At 71.8% G+C, this 17478-nt stretch carries 12 protein-coding genes, 1 tRNA gene and 1 pseudogene; 10 read left to right on the forward strand and 4 right to left on the reverse strand.

What is annotated here, in order from left to right:
- The first annotated feature begins 154 nt into the window (after nt 1-154).
- The 3 genes from ACL00U_RS04470 to ACL00U_RS04480 all read left to right on the forward strand — a co-directional run bounded on the left by ACL00U_RS04470 (nt 155) and on the right by ACL00U_RS04480 (nt 3342).
- Nucleotides 155-1429, forward strand: a complete 1275-nt coding sequence (locus tag ACL00U_RS04470; protein WP_254783308.1) for an ABC transporter ATP-binding protein — start codon at nt 155-157, stop codon at nt 1427-1429.
- Nucleotides 1405-2976, forward strand: a complete 1572-nt coding sequence (locus ACL00U_RS04475) for an ABC transporter permease (protein ID WP_140448456.1) — start codon at nt 1405-1407, stop codon at nt 2974-2976. Before ACL00U_RS04470 ends, ACL00U_RS04475 begins: the two co-directional genes overlap by 25 nt.
- 105 nt (nt 2977-3081) lie before the next feature.
- Complete coding sequence (locus tag ACL00U_RS04480) at nt 3082-3342, forward strand: DUF3039 domain-containing protein (RefSeq protein ID WP_017887016.1); 261 nt, start codon at nt 3082-3084, stop codon at nt 3340-3342.
- A 183-nt stretch (nt 3343-3525) separates the two neighbouring features.
- On the opposite strand, the pseudogene ACL00U_RS04485 reads toward ACL00U_RS04480, so the two are convergent.
- Nucleotides 3526-4818, reverse strand: a pseudogene (locus tag ACL00U_RS04485) (nicotinate phosphoribosyltransferase); the annotation flags it as partial.
- A 112-nt stretch (nt 4819-4930) separates the two neighbouring features.
- Here ACL00U_RS04485 and murI point away from each other — a divergent pair.
- The 3 genes from murI to rdgB are packed head-to-tail and all read left to right on the forward strand — an operon-like array spanning nt 4931 to nt 7100.
- Nucleotides 4931-5776, forward strand: a complete 846-nt coding sequence (gene murI, locus ACL00U_RS04490; RefSeq protein ID WP_031259647.1) for a glutamate racemase — start codon at nt 4931-4933, stop codon at nt 5774-5776.
- The gene (gene rph, locus ACL00U_RS04495; protein WP_042539201.1) at nt 5773-6510 is read left to right on the forward strand and encodes a ribonuclease PH; all 738 of its coding nucleotides are present in this window, start codon (nt 5773-5775) and stop codon (nt 6508-6510) included. The genes murI and rph overlap by 4 nt, the downstream gene beginning before the upstream one ends.
- Nucleotides 6507-7100, forward strand: a complete 594-nt coding sequence (gene rdgB / locus ACL00U_RS04500; RefSeq protein ID WP_017887012.1) for an RdgB/HAM1 family non-canonical purine NTP pyrophosphatase — start codon at nt 6507-6509, stop codon at nt 7098-7100. The genes rph and rdgB overlap by 4 nt, the downstream gene beginning before the upstream one ends.
- A gap of 118 nt (nt 7101-7218) precedes the next feature.
- Here the strand turns inward: rdgB and ACL00U_RS04505 are convergent, their stop codons facing one another.
- From ACL00U_RS04505 to ACL00U_RS04515, 3 genes are all read right to left on the reverse strand, one after another.
- Entirely contained in the window at nt 7219-7926 is a 708-nt protein-coding gene (locus tag ACL00U_RS04505) for a DedA family protein (RefSeq protein ID WP_017887011.1), read from the reverse strand.
- Nucleotides 7927-8071: 145 nt separating this feature from the next.
- Nucleotides 8072-8152 (reverse strand) — tRNA-Leu (locus tag ACL00U_RS04510).
- 212 nt (nt 8153-8364) lie between these two features.
- Nucleotides 8365-9672, reverse strand: a complete 1308-nt coding sequence (locus tag ACL00U_RS04515; protein WP_042539205.1) for an MFS transporter — start codon at nt 9670-9672, stop codon at nt 8365-8367.
- Between the two features lie 56 nt (nt 9673-9728).
- On the opposite strand from ACL00U_RS04515, the gene mnmA reads away from it, so the two are divergent.
- The 4 genes from mnmA to ACL00U_RS04535 all read left to right on the forward strand — a co-directional run bounded on the left by mnmA (nt 9729) and on the right by ACL00U_RS04535 (nt 17367).
- Complete coding sequence (gene mnmA / locus ACL00U_RS04520; RefSeq protein WP_031259645.1) at nt 9729-10835, forward strand: tRNA 2-thiouridine(34) synthase MnmA; 1107 nt, start codon at nt 9729-9731, stop codon at nt 10833-10835.
- A gap of 66 nt (nt 10836-10901) precedes the next feature.
- Nucleotides 10902-13232, forward strand: coding sequence for an NAD-dependent DNA ligase LigA (ligA, locus tag ACL00U_RS04525; RefSeq protein WP_412873866.1), 2331 nt, complete (start codon nt 10902-10904; stop codon nt 13230-13232).
- A 178-nt stretch (nt 13233-13410) separates the two neighbouring features.
- Nucleotides 13411-14787 (forward strand): alpha/beta hydrolase, encoded by a 1377-nt coding sequence (locus tag ACL00U_RS04530; RefSeq protein WP_412873867.1) that lies wholly within the window; start codon nt 13411-13413, stop codon nt 14785-14787.
- A 234-nt stretch (nt 14788-15021) separates the two neighbouring features.
- Nucleotides 15022-17367, forward strand: a complete 2346-nt coding sequence (locus ACL00U_RS04535; RefSeq protein ID WP_412873868.1) for a transglycosylase domain-containing protein — start codon at nt 15022-15024, stop codon at nt 17365-17367.
- Nucleotides 17368-17478 lie beyond the last annotated feature (111 nt).

A 17478-nucleotide genomic window follows, 5' to 3' on the forward strand; every position in this document is an offset into this window, starting at 1 on the left:
GAGCAGGTTTCCAAGTGGTGAACACTCCTTCGTGCCCTGGTGAATGATACGGAAACACCCCCTCGCTGGGTACGGGTCGGCGCGCTTCGTACTCAATTCGTGACCCTGGCCGACTCGGTCCCCGCCGGTCGGAGAGCGTTGGTACGGTGGGTCGATGCCAGCGCGAGCAGAGAACGAGGACGTGTACGCCACGGCCGACGCTGCCTGGATGACCGAGGCGGGGGACGCCGACGACGCGGACACCGCCGCGGCTGCGGAGGACGCAGCAGACGACGACACGGGGGACACGGATGCGGACGACACCGCCACTGATGACGCGATGACCGGCGAGACGACGGTCACCCGCACCGGGGAGACGACGGACGCCAGCACCGACGAGACGACGGGCACCCGCGCCGACGGCGTGACGGACGCCCGCTCCGACGAGGCTTCGGACCCGGCAGACGCCCCGACCCCGGCAGCGGCGCCGCGCCCCGCGAAGGCGCGCGGTGGCAAGGGACGCACCAAGCGCCCGACGAAGGCCGCCCCGCGGACCGAGGCCGAGCCTCCCGCGCCGACGGCCGCCGACGACGCGACGGGCGACGCCGACCAGGCGACCACCGCCGCTTCGCCCGCGGCGAAGAAGCGTGCACCCCGCGCCGCCGCGCCGAAGCAACCCCAGACGCTCCAGCCCGTGGTGCTCGCGGCGAGCGGCCTGGTGAAGCGGTACGGACAGACCCTGGCCGTCGACGAGGTCGACCTCGAGATCCGGCAGGGCTCGATCTTCGGCGTGGTCGGCCCGAACGGCGCCGGCAAGACGACGACCCTCTCGATGATCACCGGACTGCTGCGCCCCGACGCCGGCTCGGTGACCGTGCTCGACCACGACGTGTGGGCCGACCCCACGGCCGCGAAGCGGAGCCTCGGGGTCCTGCCGGACCGGCTCCGCCTGTTCGACCGGCTGACCGGTGCGCAGCTGCTGTACTACTCGGCCACGCTCCGCGGGCTCGACGGCACCACCGCCCGGAAGCGCAGCGCCGACCTCGCCGAGGCCTTCGGGCTGGGCGAGGCGCTCGGACGCCAGGTCGCCGACTACTCCGTCGGCATGGCGAAGAAGATCGCCCTGGCCGCGACCCTCATCCACTCACCGCGGGTGCTCGTGCTCGACGAGCCGTTCGAGTCGGTCGACCCGGTGAGCGCCGCGACGATCACGGACATCCTGCGCCGCTACACCCGGGGCGGCGGCACCGTGGTGCTGTCGAGCCACTCGATGGAGCTCGTGCAGCGCACCTGCGACTCGGTCGCCATCATCGTCGGCGGCAAGGTCCTGGCGTCCGGCACCATGGCCCAGGTCCGCGGCCGCAAGAGCCTCGAGGACAAGTTCGTCGAACTCGCCGGCGGTCGTGTCGTCGCAGAGAGCATGGAATGGTTGCACAGCTTCTCCGGCTGAGGGCGGACCTGCTCGCGGGCGAGGTCCGCGGCACCGCCCGCCGTTCCGTCGCCGTCGTGCTCGCCAGCCTCGTCGGTCTCCTCGCCGCCGTGTTCGTCGCGTCGCGGACGATCGCGCTCGGCGATGCCGACCCGGACGTCGCACGCGCCGTGGTCGTGCCCGTCGGCACCCTGATCGCCTTCGGGTTCACGGTCGTGCCACTCGTCGTCGGGCGGAGCGACCAGCTCGACCCGCGGCGCTTCGCCGTGTTCGGGATCGAGCGACGTCGCCTGGCGATCGGGCTCGTGGTCGCCGGACTCGTCGGCATCCCCGTCATCGGTGTGGTCGTCGTCGCGGCCGGTCAGGTCGTCGCCTGGGCCCGTGACCCCGGGCTCGGACTGCTCGCGGTCGTCGGTGGTCTGCTCGGCGTCGCGACCTGCGCGTTGCTGATCCGGGTGTGCTGCACCGTCGGTTCGCGGCTGATCGGCCCGGACCGCTCCCGGGACGCCGGGTGGCTGGTGGCCCTCGTCATCGTCGTCCTCTCGATCCCGACGGTGGCGCTGTTGCTGCGCGTCGAGTGGCTCGACCCGCAGGGCGCCGAGATGCAGCGCGTCGCGGACGTCGCCGGGTGGACCCCCTGGGGCGCCGCCTGGGCCGTGCCGGCCGAGGTCGCGAGCGGCCACGTCGGTGCCGGCCTCCTGAAGCTCCTGATCGCGGTCGTCGTCGTCGCACTCCTCGCGTGGGCGTGGTGGTCGCTCGTCGGCCGTGCCCTCGAGACCGTCGACGACCGACCCCGCACTCGCCGGTACCAGGGCCTCGGCTGGTTCGACCGCTTCGGGTCGGCCCCGGTGTCCGCCGTCGCCGCCCGGGCGCTCACCTACTGGGTGCGCGACCCGCGGTACCGCACGTCGTACCTGATCATCCTGCTCGTGCCGATCGTCGTGATCCCGCTCGGTGTCGCCGGGGTGCCGTGGCAGTGGACCGCGCTCGTGCCGCTGCCGCTGATGGCCCTCATCGCCGGGTTCCTGCCGCACAACGACGTCTCCTACGACAACACGGCCGTGTGGCTGCACGTCGCCTCCGGTGCGCCCGGGTGGAGCGATCGGCTCGGTCGCGTCGTGCCCGTGCTGGTCGTGGGAGCGCCCGCGATCGTCGCCGGCGCCGCGCTCTCCGCACGGCTGTTCGGCGACTGGGCGGCGTTCCCGCTGCTCATCGGTGTGAGTGCGAGTGCACTGCTGTCCGGCCTCGGGCTGTCGAGCGTCCTGTCGGTGCTGATGCCGTACCCGACGGTGCGCCCGGGCGATCACCCGTTCCAGCAGCCGCAGGCCGCCGGCGTCACGGCGACGGTGGCGCAGGCCTCCATGGTGATCGGCATCGTGCTCTGCACGGTCCCCGCCGCCTGTCTCGCGGTGCTCGCCGTCGTGCAGGGTCCGGAGCCGTGGTCGGTGCTGACGCTCCTGGTGGGCATCGGGGTCGGTGCCGTCGTGCTCGTCATCGGTGTCTCCGTCGGCGGACGCCTGTTCGACCGACGCGGCCCCGACCTGCTCGCCGCGGCACAGCGCAACTAGCGGCACGACGCAACCAGCGGCACAGCGCGACTAACGGCCCAGCGGCACAGCGCGACGAGCGGGACGGGCGGCGCGCCCGAGGGCGGACCGTCGTACCCTGGAACCATGAGCATGACGGAACCAGGCGGCGGCCTCGACGTGATGGACCGGGAGCTCGAGAAGCTCCTCGAAGAAGAAGCGATCGAACCCGGTGACCACGAGCGGTTCTCGCACTACGTCAAGAAGGACAAGATCCTGCAGTCGGCCCTGTCCGGCAAGCCGGTCAAGGCCCTGTGCGGCAAGAAGTGGATCCCGGGCCGCGACCCGGAGAAGTTCCCGGTCTGCCCGGACTGCAAGGCGATCTACGAGAAGATGAAGTCCGAGTAGACGCGACCGACAGGCGGACAGGAGGCCCGTGGCGACGCCGCCACGGGCCTCCTGTCCGTCTGCCGCGTCCGCCGGCTGCGCATCGTGAGCAGAAGCGGTCGGGTCGCCGTCGGGCAGGCGACCATTCCTGCTCACCAAGCGGGCACGCGACGCGACACGATGTGCGCGGCGCGCGCCGCGACGTCAGATCACGAGGGTCGGGATGGCGGGGTCGCCACGTCCGATGCGCGACGCGTCGGCGGGCAGCTCCGCTTTCGCGCGCTTGTGGTGCGCGCGTGCGGCCTCGACGCCCTGCGTGCCGAGGAACGCCGGGTCGACCTCGCCGCCGGTGACGACGGGGACGAGGAGCGGTCGCTCGTCCGGACCGACCTGCGCTCCGGTGAGCACGACCTCGGCGGTGGCGACGCCGTTGCGGAGGCGTCGCCCCGCCTCCTTCCGGCCGCCGATCGACGCCTTGTCGGCCGACTTCTTGGCGACGGGGACCCAGTCACCACCGTCGGCGTCCCGGTGTGCGACGAGCTTGAACACCATGCCGGCGGCGGGGTGCCCCGAGCCGGAGACCACCGAGGTCCCGACGCCGTACGAGTCCACCGGGGCGGCTCGGAGTGCGGCGATCGTGTACTCGTCGAGGTCGTTCGTCACCGTGATCTTCGTGCTCGTCGCGCCGAGCCGGTCGAGCTGTGCGCGCACCGCGGCGACGACCGACGGCAGGTCACCGCTGTCGATCCGGACGCCGCCGAGCTTGCCGTCGGTGAGCCGGACGGCGGTCTCCACGGCTGCCTCGATGTCGTAGGTGTCGACGAGCAGGGTCGTGGCGTTGCCGAGCGCGTCGAGCTGCGAGCGGAAGGCCTGCTCCTCGGAGTCGTGCAGCAGCGTGAAGGCGTGCGCGGCGGTGCCCATCGTCGGGATGCCCCAGGTGCGCCCGGCCTCGAGGTTGCTCGTCGCGCCGAACCCGGCGATGTACGCGGCACGGGCGGCGGCGACGGCGTTCCACTCGCCGGTGCGGCGGGAACCCATCTCGGCGAGCGGGCGGCCGTCTGCGGCGGAGACCATGCGGGCGGCGGCCGAGGCGATCGCGGAGTCCGCGTTGTAGATGCTCAGCGCGAGGGTCTCGAGCACGACGGCCTCGGCGAAGGTGCCCTCGATCTGCAGGATGGGGGAGTTCGGGAAGTACACCTCGCCCTCGCGGTACGCCCGGACGTCCCCGGTGAACCGGTAGTCGGCGAGCCACGCCGCGGTGCCGGCGTCGATGACGCCGCGGTCGCGCAGGAACCCGATCTCCTCGTCGCCGAAGCGGAAGTCGCCGAGGGCGGTGAGGAAGCGTCCGAGGCCGGCCGCGACACCGTAGCGGCGGCCGTCCGGCAGCCGCCGGGCGAACACCTCGAAGACGCATCGCCGGTCGGCGGTCCCGTCCTTCAGGGCCGCGTCGACCATGGTGAGTTCGTACTGGTCCGTCAGGAGCGCGCTGGTCACGTCTCCGACACTAGTGACGTGCCGGTGGGGAGGCCCGGATCACCCCGTGCGCCCGGCCAGCGTGGCGCGCGTGGTCGCGTCGGTGCTCGTCGGCGGGCGTCGGTACGCTGGTGCCGTGACGGATGCACCGATCGGAGTCTTCGACAGCGGGGTCGGTGGGCTCACGGTGGCCCGCGCCATCATCGACCAGCTCCCGCGCGAGAGCATCCGGTACGTCGGGGACACCGTGCACTCGCCCTACGGTCCGAAGCCCATCGCGGACGTCCGCCGCTACGCGCTCGAGGTCATGGACGACCTGGTCGAGCAGGGCGTCAAGGCGCTGGTGATCGCGTGCAACACCGCCTCGTCCGCCGTGCTCCGGGACGCCCGCGAACGCTACGAGCAGGCGTACGGCATCCCGGTGGTCGAGGTCATCCAGCCAGCTGCCCGCGCCGCCGTCAAGCAGACCCGGACGGGCCGCATCGGGGTCATCGGCACCGTCGGCACCATCGCGTCGCGCGCCTACGAGGACGCCTTCGCGGTCGCTGCCGACGTCAGGCTGACCACGGCCGCGTGCCCGCGGTTCGTCGAGTTCGTCGAGGCGGGTGACACCTCGTCGCCGTCGCTCCGTGCGGTCGCGGCCGGGTACCTCGACCCGATCCGCGCCGCCGACGTCGACACCCTGGTGCTCGGCTGCACCCACTACCCGCTGATGTCCGCCGCGATCCAGTTCGTCATGGGTCCGGAGGTCACGCTCGTCTCCAGCGCCGAGGAGACCGCGAACGACGTCTACCGCCGACTCGTGGAGCACGGGCTCGAGCGCACCGCGACCACCGCCCCGACCTACTCGTTCGAGGCGACGGGCGACGACAAGAACGGCTTCATCCGGCTCGCCCGGCGCTTCCTCGGACCCGAGGTCTCGAGCGTCGGCCACCTCCAGACGGGGGCCATCACGCTGCCCCGCACCGAAAGGACCCCATGACCGACACACTCCGCGTCGACGGCCGCACCGCCACCGACCACCGTCCCGTCACGATCGAGCGGGGGTGGAGCTCGCAGGCCGAGGGCAGCGCGCTCATCTCGTTCGGTGACACCAGGGTGCTCTGCACCGCGTCGTTCACCAACGGCGTGCCCCGCTGGCTCGCCGGCAAGGGCACCGGCTGGGTCACCGCCGAGTACTCGATGCTGCCGCGGTCGACGAACGAGCGCATGCAGCGCGAGTCCATCAAGGGCAAGGTCGGCGGCCGCACGCACGAGATCTCCCGCCTGATCGGCCGGTCGCTCCGGGCCGTCGTCGACACGAAGGCCCTGGGCGAGAACACCCTGGTCATCGACTGCGACGTGCTGCAGGCCGACGGCGGCACCCGCACGGCGTCGATCACGGGCGCGTACGTCGCGATGGTCGACGCGATCGAGTGGGGCCGCGCCAAGGGCTTCATCGCCAAGAAGGCCACGCCGCTCACCGACAGCGTGCAGGCGATCTCCGTCGGCATCGTGGGCGGCGAGCCGATGCTCGACCTGGCCTACACCGAGGACTCCGCCGCCGACACCGACATGAACATCGTCACGACGGGGTCGGGCAAGTTCATCGAGGTGCAGGGCACCGCCGAGCACGCGCCGTTCGACCGCGACGAGCTGAACGTCCTGCTCGACCTGGGCCTGGCCGGCAACCAGTCGCTCGCGGCGATCCAGCGTTCGGTCCTGGGCCTGGCGTGACGTCCCGCGAGGTGGTGCTGGCCACCCACAACCAGGGCAAGGTCGTCGAACTGCGCGAGATCCTCGGGTCGGCGTTGGGCGAGGGCGTCGAACTCGTCGGGTACGACGGTCCGGAGCCGGTCGAGGACGGCGACAGCTACGCGGCGAACGCCCTGATCAAGGCCCGTGCCGCGGTCGCCCACACCGGGCTGCCGGCGCTCGCCGACGACTCTGGGATCGCCGTCGACGCACTCGACGGCGCACCGGGCATCCACTCGGCCCGGTACGCCGGCACCCGGTCGGACGCCGACAACATCGCGATGCTGCTGCAGAACCTGGACGGCGTCGTCGAGCGCACCGCCGCCTTCGTGTGCGCGGCCGCGTTCGTGACACCCGACGGTCAGGAGCACGTGGTCGAGGCCGTCTGGAACGGCGAGGTCCTGACCGAACCCGTCGGCGACGGCGGCCACGGCTACGACCCGGTGTTCCGGCCGGACGACGCGGATCGTTCGTCGGCGGAGCTCACCCGCGACGAGAAGAACGCGCTGTCGCACCGCAGCAAGGCGTTCCGCGGGATCGCGCCGGTCGTCCGGGAGCACTTCGGCGTCTGAGCGCCGGCGCCCGTTCCGTTCCGAACGACCGAAGTCGCCCCGGACCACGCGATCACGTGGTCCGGGGCGACTTCGTTGTCCGTCGACGCGCGGACGCGCCGGACAGTCGGTGCTGCGACTAGAGCGTCGGGTCGACCGTCGGGGTCGCGGCGGCCTCGGCCTCGTTCGCGTGCTTCGCCTTGCGGGCGTTGCGCAGGTACGTCAGCGCCATCGGCACGACGGTCACGACGACGGCGGCCAGCAGGATGATGTCGATGTACTCGCGGACGATGTGCGCCACGAAGGGGATGTGCCCGATGAAGTACCCGAGGAACGTCACCCCGACGCCCCAGACCACGGCGCCGATGGCGTTGTAGAGCGAGTACTTCTTGTAGTCCATCCGGCCGACGCCCGCGGCGATCGGGGCAAAGGTGCGGACGACCGGCACGAAGCGCGCCAGGATCACGGCGAGGGGGCCGAAGCGGTGGAAGAACGCGTTGGTGCGCTCGACGTTGGCCTTCGAGAAGAGCCCGCTGTCCTTGCGTTCGAAGATCGGTGGCCCGGCCTTCTTGCCGATGTAGTACCCGAGCTCGCCGCCGAGGAACGCGGCAGCGCCGATCATCAGCGCTGCGACCCAGATCGGGATGCCGCCGATCTCGCCGCCGCGGTCGAAGGCGAACAGGCCGGTGATGACCAGCAGGCTGTCGCCCGGGAAGATGAAGCCGATGAGCAGACCGGTCTCGGCGAACACGATCGCGCAGACCACGAGCACGGCGATGGCCCCGAAGTGGTCGAGGATGTACTGCGGATCGAGCCACGGGATCAGGGCGAGTGCGACGGAGTGCATGGTTCTTCCGGTCGTGGAGGCGGGGGTCACGGGGAGGACACCCGCGGGACGAGGGTACCGCCCGGGAGTGGCCGGGCCATCCCTCGCGGGAATGACCTGCTCGAGGCGTGCGGATGACCGCAACCGTGTGGCAGGGGGGACTCGGTGCGGAAGGAGGGACTCGAACCCTCACGCCTGGGGCACAGGAACCTAAATCCTGCGTGTCTACCGATTCCACCACTCCCGCGAGCAGCGGCAGTCTACCGAGCGTGGGGTGCGCGGCGGACGTGCACCGGGCCTCCAGGCCGTGGGACGCACTGTGCGCGATCCGCGACCCGGTGCGAGCTCGGCGGCTGGGTGCGGCGCTGTGGATGCGCACGGTGCGGTCAACGGCGCACGGAGCGGAGGAGCACGCACGGTGCGCCACGAAGCGACAGCGCGCACGGTGCGCGCCGTGCGTCAGCGCAACGGGCGCGGCAGGTACCGGGGCACGTAGCGGAGCAGGATGCCCGCGCCGACCAGGCCGAGCACGCCCATGACACCGCTCGCGACCGCGATGGAGGCGACGGCGGTCACGCCGGAGATGAGGAGCGGTGCCGCCGCCGACCCGAAGTCGCCGGTGAACCGCCACGCCCCCAGGAACGGTGCCGGGGCGTCGCGCGGGGCGAGGTCCGCGCCGAGCGTCATGAGGATGCCGGAACCGACGCCGTTCGCCAGCGACATGCCCATCGCGATCGCGACGAACCAGCCGACCCGGGCGTCCAGGTGGCCGCTCCAGGCGAGCAGGAAGTAGCTGATGCTCAGGCCGAGCATGCAGGGCAGGGCGCTCGCGAGCCGCCCCCACCGGTCCATGATCTGCCCGCTCGTGTAGAACAGCGCGAAGTCGACCGCTCCGGCGATGCCGATCACCAGCGCCGCGGTCGAGTCGTCGAGGCCGACGCTCACCGCCCACAGCGGCAGGATCACCTGCCGCCCGGCGCGCATCGCTCCGATCAGGCCGGCGCCGCTGCCGAGCCGCAGCAGGACCGCCCCGTTCGCGCGGATGGTGCGGAAGAGCCCCTGCGCCTCCTGCTGGACGAACTGCGCGCCCGTGTCGGCGGGCGGTTCGGTCGCGTGGCCGCTCGCGTCCGCCCCGTGGCCGGTCGACCGGCTGGAGGCCCGTGGCGGCAACCGCAGACCGCGTGTGCCCGTCGCCGGGTCGCGCAGCACCAGGAGCACGACCGCCGCCGCCAGGCAGCAGACGACGTGGATCCAGAAGGCGCTGCTGGTGGTGCCGGTCAGGTGGATGACACCGGCGGCGATGAACGGCCCGACGAAGTAGCCGAAGCGGAAGACGCCGCCGAGGCTCGACAACGCCCGGGCGCGGATCCGCAGCGGGATCGCGGTGGTCATGTAGGCGTGCCGAGCGAGGGCGAAGACCGCGGTGGAGACACCGACCAGGAACACCCCGAGTGCCAGGACCCAGGCGTTCGTGGCCGTCGTGGCGACCACGAGCCCGACCACCGAGACGAGTGCGGCGCCGATCATCGCGTTCCGCTCACCGATGCGGGCGACGACGATGCCGGACGGCACGTCGCCGATGAGCTCGCCGACCAGGATGAGCGAGGCGACGAAGCCCGCGAACGCCAGGCTGGCACCGAGCGAGTCGGCGGCGATCGGGATGATCGGGATGATCGCGCCCTCGCCGATCGCGAAGAGCGCTGCGGGCAGGAACCCGGACAGCAGGACGGACCGGAAGTCGAATGAGTCGTTCCCCGTCGTGGCCATCGCTCGACCAACCGTACGCCAGCGGTACCGCTTCGTCGGCGGGTTACCCTGGGGGCATGCGTGTTCTTGCGGCGATGAGCGGTGGTGTCGACTCGGCGGTGGCCGCAGCCCGGGCGGTCGACGCCGGCCACGACGTGGTGGGCGTGCACCTGGCCCTGAGCCGGATGCCCGGCACCCTGCGCACCGGCAGCCGCGGGTGCTGCACCATCGAGGACTCGATGGACGCCCAACGCGCCGCGTCGGCCCTCGGGATCCCGTACTACGTGTGGGACTTCTCGGCCCGGTTCAAGGAAGACGTCGTCGACGACTTCGTGGCCGAGTACCAGGCCGGCCGCACCCCGAACCCCTGCATGCGCTGCAACGAGCGGATCAAGTTCGCGGCGCTGCTCGAGAAGGCCCTGGCCCTGGGCTTCGACGCCGTCGCGACCGGGCACTACGCCTCGATCGTCACCGGCCCGGACGGCTCCCGCGAGCTGCACCGGTCGGCCGCCTGGGCGAAGGACCAGTCGTACGTGCTCGGGGTCCTGACCGCCGAGCAGCTGCAGCACGCCATGTTCCCGCTCGGCGCGACCCCGTCGAAGGACGAGGTCCGGGCCGAGGCCGCCGAGCGCGGGCTGACGGTCGCCCAGAAGCCGGACTCGTACGACATCTGCTTCATCCCGGACGGCGACACCCGCGGCTGGCTGGCGGACCGCGTCGGCACGGCTCCCGGCGAGGTCGTCGAGCGGGACGGCACGGTCGTCGGCTCGCACGAGGGCGCGACCGGCTACACCGTCGGACAGCGTCGCGGCCTGGCCCTCGGTCGTCCGGCGCCGGACGGCAAGCCGCGGTTCGTGCTCGAGATCCGCCCGAAGGACAACACCGTCGTCGTCGGCCCGAAGGAAGCCCTCGCCGTCACCTCGATGTCGGGCTCGCGCTTCACCTGGGCGGGCACGGCGCCGGCCGACCCCGCGACGCCGTTCGCCTGCGACGTGCAGATCCGCGCGCACGCCGACCCGGTGCCGGCGACCGCCCGGGTGCAGGACGACGTGCTCGTGATCGACGTCGACGAGCCGCTGCACGGGGTCGCTCCCGGACAGACGGCCGTGGTCTACGTCGGCACGCGGGTGCTCGGCCAGTGCACGATCGACACCACGGTCAGCGCCGTCCCCGTCGACGCCTGACCCCGCCGCTCCCGGGGCACACGCCCGCTGCACGCCGCGTCGGTGGTGCACGGTAGAACTGATGCCATGAGCGAGACCGACGCGACGTTCGAGACCATCGACCCCGACGGGCTCGACGCCGCCCAGGCCGCGCGAGAAGTCGACCGGTTGCGCGCCCGCGTCAACGAGCTGCGGCACGACTACTACGAGGGCAACGCCTCGCCCCTGTCCGACGCCGACTACGACGCGCTGGTGCACCGCCTCGACGCGATCGAGCGGCGGTTCCCGGAACTCGTGACGCCCGACAGCCCGACGCAGACCGTGGGCGGGCAGGCACAGACGACGCAGTTCGCGCCGGTCGAGCACGCCGAACGCATGCTCTCGCTCGACAACGTGTTCAGCCCCGACGAACTGACCGAGTGGGGCGTCAAGGTGCAGCGGGACGCCGGCGCCGAGCGGGTGCGGTTCCTGACCGAGCTGAAGATCGACGGTCTGGCGATCAACCTGCGGTACGAGCACGGTCGGCTCGTCTCGGCGGCGACCCGCGGCGACGGCGTGGTCGGCGAGGACGTCACCGGCAACGTCCGCACGATGGGCACGATCCCGGACCGCCTGTCCGGCACCGGTCACCCGCCCCTGGTCGAGGTCCGGGGCGAGATCTTCTTCCCGGTCGCCGAGTTCGACGAGCTGAACGCCAACCAGCGCGAAGCGGGGGAGCGGGTGTTCGCCAACCCGCGCAACGCCGCCGCCGGGTCGCTCCGCCAGAAGGAAGAGGGCAAGTCCGAGGCGAAGCGGGCACTGATGGTCGACCGGTTGCGGCGTCTGCGGATGCTCGTGCACGGCATCGGCGCGTGGCCCGTCCGTGAACTCGAGCAGGGCACCGACGTCCGCAGCCAGTCCGAGGTGTACGAGCTCCTGCAGACCTGGGGACTGCCGACGAGCAGCCACTACCGGGTGTTCGACACCATCGACGAGGTCAACGGCTTCGTCCGCACCACGGGGGAACGCCGATCGTCGGTCGAGCACCAGATCGACGGCGTCGTCGTCAAGGTCGACGACCTCGCCCTGCACGAAGAACTCGGGTCGACCTCGCGTGCGCCGCGGTGGGCGATCGCGTACAAGTACCCGCCGGAAGAAGTCCACACGACGCTCACCGACATCGTGGTCAGCGTCGGTCGGACCGGCCGTGCCACCCCGTTCGCCGTGATGGCCCCGGCCGAGGTCGCGGGGTCCGTCGTCCGCCAGGCCACACTGCACAACCAGCAGGTCGTCAAGGCGAAGGGCGTGCTGATCGGGGACACCGTCGTGCTGCGGAAGGCCGGCGACGTCATCCCTGAGGTCCTGGGCCCGGTGGTCGAGCTCCGCGACGGCTCCGAGCGCGAGTTCGTGATGCCGACCCACTGCCCCGAGTGCGGCACGGAGCTCGCCCCGGCGAAGGAAGGCGACATCGACCTGCGCTGCCCGAACGCGAAGAGCTGCCCGGCGCAGGTGCGCGGCCGGGTCGAGCACATCGCCTCGCGCGGGTCGCTCGACATCGAGGGGCTCGGCGAGGTCGCGGCCGCGGCTCTGACGCAGCCGCTCCGCCCGGAGACCCCGCCGCTCGTGACCGAGGCCGGACTGTTCGACCTGACGATGCAGGACATCGTCCCGATCGAGGTCATCGTCCGCGACGCCGAGACCGGCATGGAGAAGGTCGACGACGACGGCACACCCAAGCGCGTCACGCCGTTCAGCCGGGCGCGCAAGAAGACCGACCCGCCGTTCGACCCCGGAGCACGCGGTGCCGACTACACCGGTGAGCCGAGCCGCTACCCGTCGAAGAACGCGTTCGAGATGCTCGCGAACATCGACGCCGCGAAGACGAAGCCGCTGTGGCGGATCCTGGTCGGCCTGAGCATCCGCCACGTCGGACCCGTCGCCGCCCGTGCCCTGGCGAACCACTTCGGCTCCCTCGACGCCATCCGGTCGGCCTCGCGCGAGGACCTCGCCGCCGTCGACGGGGTGGGCGGCATCATCGCCGACGCCCTGCTCGCCTGGTTCGAGGTCGACTGGCACCGCGAGATCATCGACCGGTGGACCGCGGCCGGCGTGCAGTTCGCCACCCCGGGCCACCCCGGCCCCGGCAGCGCCGAGGTCGAGGGCGGCGTGCTGAGCGGCGTCACCGTCGTCGCGACCGGTTCACTCGAGGGCTACACGCGCGAAGGTGCGCTCGAGGCCATCATGACCGCCGGCGGCAAGGCGGCCTCGAGCGTGAGCAAGAAGACCGACTTCGTGGCCGCCGGACCGGGAGCCGGTTCGAAGCTCACGAAGGCCGAACAGCTCGGGGTGCGGATCATCGACGCCGAGCAGTTCCACCTGCTCGTCACCGAAGGGCCTGCGGCGCTCGCCGAGCCGGAGGCGCCCGCGACCGAGGACTGAGCGGGGCGCGAGCACACGGGATCCGATCCGCTGCGCGCGGCGCGGAGCCGACGGCGCCCAGTCCGGGGGACAAGTTGCATCACGCATGGATGATCCGCGGACATCTCCGTAGACTCGGCGGAGCATCACCCGTCGTCTGCAGGGGGACGTCGGGACGGCCTTCCCGGGGGAGATCCGATTGTTGCTCATCGCCGCGGCTCTGCTCACCGCCTCGATGCACTCGCTCGGAGTGATCGAGGCCCCGGGCGTGCCCCCGGTCCCGGTCGCCAGGGCCACCGCCGTCGCAACGGCCCCGTCACGCATCGTGCCGCTCGACGACCTCACCGTCGTCGCCACGTCGGCGTCGCTGCGACGGGTCGGGGTCGACGACCTCGCCGTCGCCCACGGGCGGGCGTTCGTCGAGGACCTCGGTGCACTCGGGCCCGCAGCCCTGCGCCGTGCGGCCACTGACCGCCGCGTCGTGGCAGCCGTGCAGGACGACCCCCCGCCCGCCCAGACCGTCGCGCAGTGGTGGTCGCACCTGCCCGCCGACGAGCAGGACCGCCTCCTCGTGCACGCACCGGATCTGGTCGGCAACCTCGAGGGCGTGCCCTACGTCGTCCGTGACCAGGCGAACCGTGCGACGCTGCACTCCGGTCTCGCCGACGCCCACGTCGGTGCCGCCCGGGCCGCGATGCTCGGGCAGGTGCGGGACTCGCTGGTGCACGAACCGGGTGACCCGCGGCGCTTCCTCGTGACGCTGGACACCCGGGACTCCGGGCGTGCGGCGATCAGCATCGGTGACCTCGACACGGCGGCCGACGTCACCGTCGTGGTGCCGGGCATGTTCTTCACGGTCACCGGACAGATGACCGACTTCACGAACACGGCGAACGACCTGTCCAGCGAGCAGGCCACCCTCGCCCCGCTCGCCGCGACCGGCAACGGGTCGGGTGTCGCCGTGGTCGCCTGGATGGGGTACCGCACGCCGGACCTGTCCAACATCATGTCGCTCGAACTCGCGCGGACCGGGGCCCAGCGGCTCGAACGGACCGTCGCCGGACTGCGTGCGCTCCGCGCGGACGACCGACCGCGGGTCAACATCGTCGCGCACTCGTACGGGTCGACGGCGGCGATGATGGCCCTGGCGTCGGGCCGGATGACCGCGGACACCCTGACGGTCCTCGGGTCACCGGGCAGCGACGTCCGCTCCGCGTCCGACCTCGCCGTCGCCACCGGGCAGGTCTTCGTCGGCGGCGCGCACAGCGACCCCATCGCGGGCTCCGGGTACTTCGGCACCGACCCCGGCGGAGCCTCGTTCGGGTCCACCGTGCTCGACCTGGCCGGCGGCGCCGACGCCCTGTCCGCCGGGGACGTGTTCCGCCGACCGGTCGGGCACAACGACTACCTGAAGCCCGGAACGGCCTCGCTGCACGACGTCGCCCTGATCGGGATCGGGCGCGGCGACCTGGTGCGCGAGCAGATCCGGCGCGGCAGGTCGGGTGGTGACGGCATCGTCGGTGCCTCGCCGGACATGTACCTCGTGCGCCCGCAGGACCTGCAGCCCCGTGACTGACGGACCGTGTCCGACGGGCGGTGCCCTGCGGATCCTGACGACGCGGTGAGCGTGACCCGATCGTGACCGCCGGCCGACGTGCCGGGGCCGCCGCGGGCCTCCCGGCCGGATCGGTGCGCACGTGCGGATCGCGACGCCGCCTCGAAGGCCGCCTGGGTGGCAACCTGAACGCGACCGCAGCCTGCACTCGTTCCAGGGCAGAACCAGTACAGCCCTGCTGCCTACGGTTCCGTCATGCGTGTGGTGCGATGGCCTGGTGCTCTCCTGATGTTCGTGGTGATGTCCGTGCTCGCCGGCATGCTCGTCGCCGTCGCGGTGACCCCGGCGGTCGCCGTCGCGGGAGAGGGGACGTCGGGGGCGGTGTCGTTCTTCGAGGACCTGCCGACCTACCTCGACGTGCAGACCCCGCAGCAGGTGTCGTCCGTGTACGCGGAGCAGGGCGGGAAACAGGTCAAGATCGCCTCGTTCTACGCCGAGAACCGCACGAACGTGACGGCCGACCAGATGGCGGAAACGCTCAAGGAAGCCGCGATCGACACCGAGGACCCGCGCTACTACGACGAGGGCGGCATCGACGTGCTCGGCACCCTGCGCGGTGTCGCCGCGACCGTCGTCGGCGGGGACGTGCAGGGCGGCTCGAGCATCACGCAGCAGTACGTCAAGAACGTCCTGGTGCAGCAGTGCGAACAGCTCACCGGCAAGGACCAGGCCGCGACCAAGAAGAAGATCGACGCGTGCTACCTGGACGTCGCCGGCGTCACCCCGCAGCGCAAGCTGCAGGAGATGCGGTACGCCATCGCCGTCAACAAGAAGTACTCGAAGGACGAGATCCTGACCGGGTACCTGAACCTCGTCGGGCTCGGCGGCCGGGTCTACGGTGCCGAGGCGGGGGCCGAGTACTACTTCGGCGTGCACGCCAAGGACCTGTCGCTCGTGCAGTCCGCCACGCTCGTCGCGATCCTGAACAACCCGTCGAACCTGCGCATCGACGTACCGGGCGACAAGGAGAACGGCAAGGCGAACGGGTACGCGCTGACGAAGGAGCGCCGCGACTACGTGCTCCGCCGGATGCAGGTGCACGGCTCCATCACGAAGGCCGAGATGACGAAGGCGATCGCGACGCCCGTGACGCCCAAGATCACCGAGACCGCCAACGGGTGCTCGGCGGCCGCGACGAGCTACGACGCCGGGTACTTCTGCGACTACGTCCGCGATCAGGTGCTGCAGGACCCGGCGTTCGGCAAGACCGCCGCGGCACGCATCGCCACGCTCGACACCAAGGGCCTGCAGATCCACACCTCGCTCGACCTCGACCTGCAGGGCCAGGCGCAGAACGCCCTGTCGACCTACGTGCCGGCGACCATGGCCGGCGTCGACGTCGGTGGCTCGAACGTCACCGTCGAGCCGGGGACCGGGCGGATCATGTCGATGGTGCAGAACACCACGTACACGCAGGGCGACAACGCCGGCGCCGGTGCCACCGCGGTCAACTACAGCGCCGACTCCGGGTACGGCAACTCCGGCGGGTTCCAGACCGGCTCGACCTACAAGGTGTTCACCCTGGCCGAGTGGCTCGCCAGCGGCCACACCCTGTCCGAATCCGTCTCCACGACCGAGCACACGTTCCAGAACTCCGAGTTCACGAACTCGTGCCAGAACGTCAGCGGCGGGGTCTGGCCCGTCGCGAACGCCGAGACGGTGCCGGCGTCGATGACCGTGCAGGCCGCGACCGTCGAGTCGATCAACACGGCCTTCGGCGCGATGGGCAAGCAGCTCGACCTGTGCAAGATCGCCCAGCTCGCGCAGGCGATGGGGATCCACCGGGCCGACGGGGCCGCCCTCGGCCAGACGCCGTCGTCGATCCTCGGCGTCAACGAGCTGTCGCCGATCGACCTGGCCGAGGCCTACGCGGGCTTCGCCAACGACGGCGTCGTCTGCACGCCCACCGCGATCGACTCGGTCACCGAGGCCGACGGCACGAAGATCACCCCGACGCCGTCGTCCTGCACGCAGGGCGTCTCCGCCGACGTCGCGGGCACCGTCGACTACGCGCTGCAGGGTGTGCTGTCCGGATCGGGGACCGCCGCGACCGCGAACCCCGGGGACAGCGTGCCGAAGTTCGCGAAGACCGGCACCACCGACGGTGACGTGCAGAACTGGCTGGTGGCGTCGTCGACGAAGTACACGAACGCCACCTGGATCGGCAACGTCCAGGGCGGCGTGAGCCTGGCGCACTGGCCGTTCCTGCAGGGCACGACCGGGTACAGCGCGAAGTTCGGGGTCGGGAAGTCGATGATGGCGTACCTGGACCAGACCGTCGGCGGGGGAGCGCTGCCGGCACCGAGCCAGGCGATGATCGGGCAGGCGAGCAAGTCGTCCTCGTCGTCGTCTTCCTCGTCGTCGGGCTCCTCGTCCGGGCAGGGGAACGCGCAGGACGACCAGGCGACACCGGCGCCGACGTCCGCGCCCGACGGGGGTGCTGCCGCGTCTCCCGCTCCGGCTGCTCCCGCTGCACCGGCGGCTCCGGCGGCTCCGGCGGCTCCGGCCGCGCCGGCTGGCGGCGGCAAGGACGGGAAGTGACCGCTCGGGTCCACGCCGCCGGTTCCTGAACGACGCGCCAGCGTCGGGCAGGCCGTGCCCGTGGGGCGCGGCCCGCTGCCGGTCCGGACGCCCGGCACCGGGCCGGGCGTG

Origin of the sequence: Curtobacterium poinsettiae (genome assembly GCF_047226435.1) — a bacterium.
Lineage (GTDB): Bacteria > Actinomycetota > Actinomycetes > Actinomycetales > Microbacteriaceae > Curtobacterium > Curtobacterium poinsettiae.

Excerpts from the sequence above, each read along its gene's own strand:
- ACL00U_RS04470 (WP_254783308.1), top strand. The coding sequence starts at position 155 with ATGCCAGCGCGAGCAGAGAACGAGGACGTGTACGCCACGGCCGACGCT.
- ACL00U_RS04475 (WP_140448456.1), top strand. The coding sequence starts at position 1,405 with ATGGTTGCACAGCTTCTCCGGCTGAGGGCGGACCTGCTCGCGGGCGAG.
- ACL00U_RS04480 (WP_017887016.1), top strand. The coding sequence starts at position 3,082 with ATGAGCATGACGGAACCAGGCGGCGGCCTCGACGTGATGGACCGGGAG.
- rph (WP_042539201.1), top strand. The coding sequence starts at position 5,773 with ATGACCGACACACTCCGCGTCGACGGCCGCACCGCCACCGACCACCGT.
- ACL00U_RS04505 (WP_017887011.1), bottom strand. The coding sequence starts at position 7,926 with ATGCACTCCGTCGCACTCGCCCTGATCCCGTGGCTCGATCCGCAGTAC.
- ACL00U_RS04515 (WP_042539205.1), bottom strand. The coding sequence starts at position 9,672 with ATGGCCACGACGGGGAACGACTCATTCGACTTCCGGTCCGTCCTGCTG.
- mnmA (WP_031259645.1), top strand. The coding sequence starts at position 9,729 with ATGCGTGTTCTTGCGGCGATGAGCGGTGGTGTCGACTCGGCGGTGGCC.
- ligA (WP_412873866.1), top strand. The coding sequence starts at position 10,902 with ATGAGCGAGACCGACGCGACGTTCGAGACCATCGACCCCGACGGGCTC.
- ACL00U_RS04535 (WP_412873868.1), top strand. The coding sequence starts at position 15,022 with ATGCGTGTGGTGCGATGGCCTGGTGCTCTCCTGATGTTCGTGGTGATG.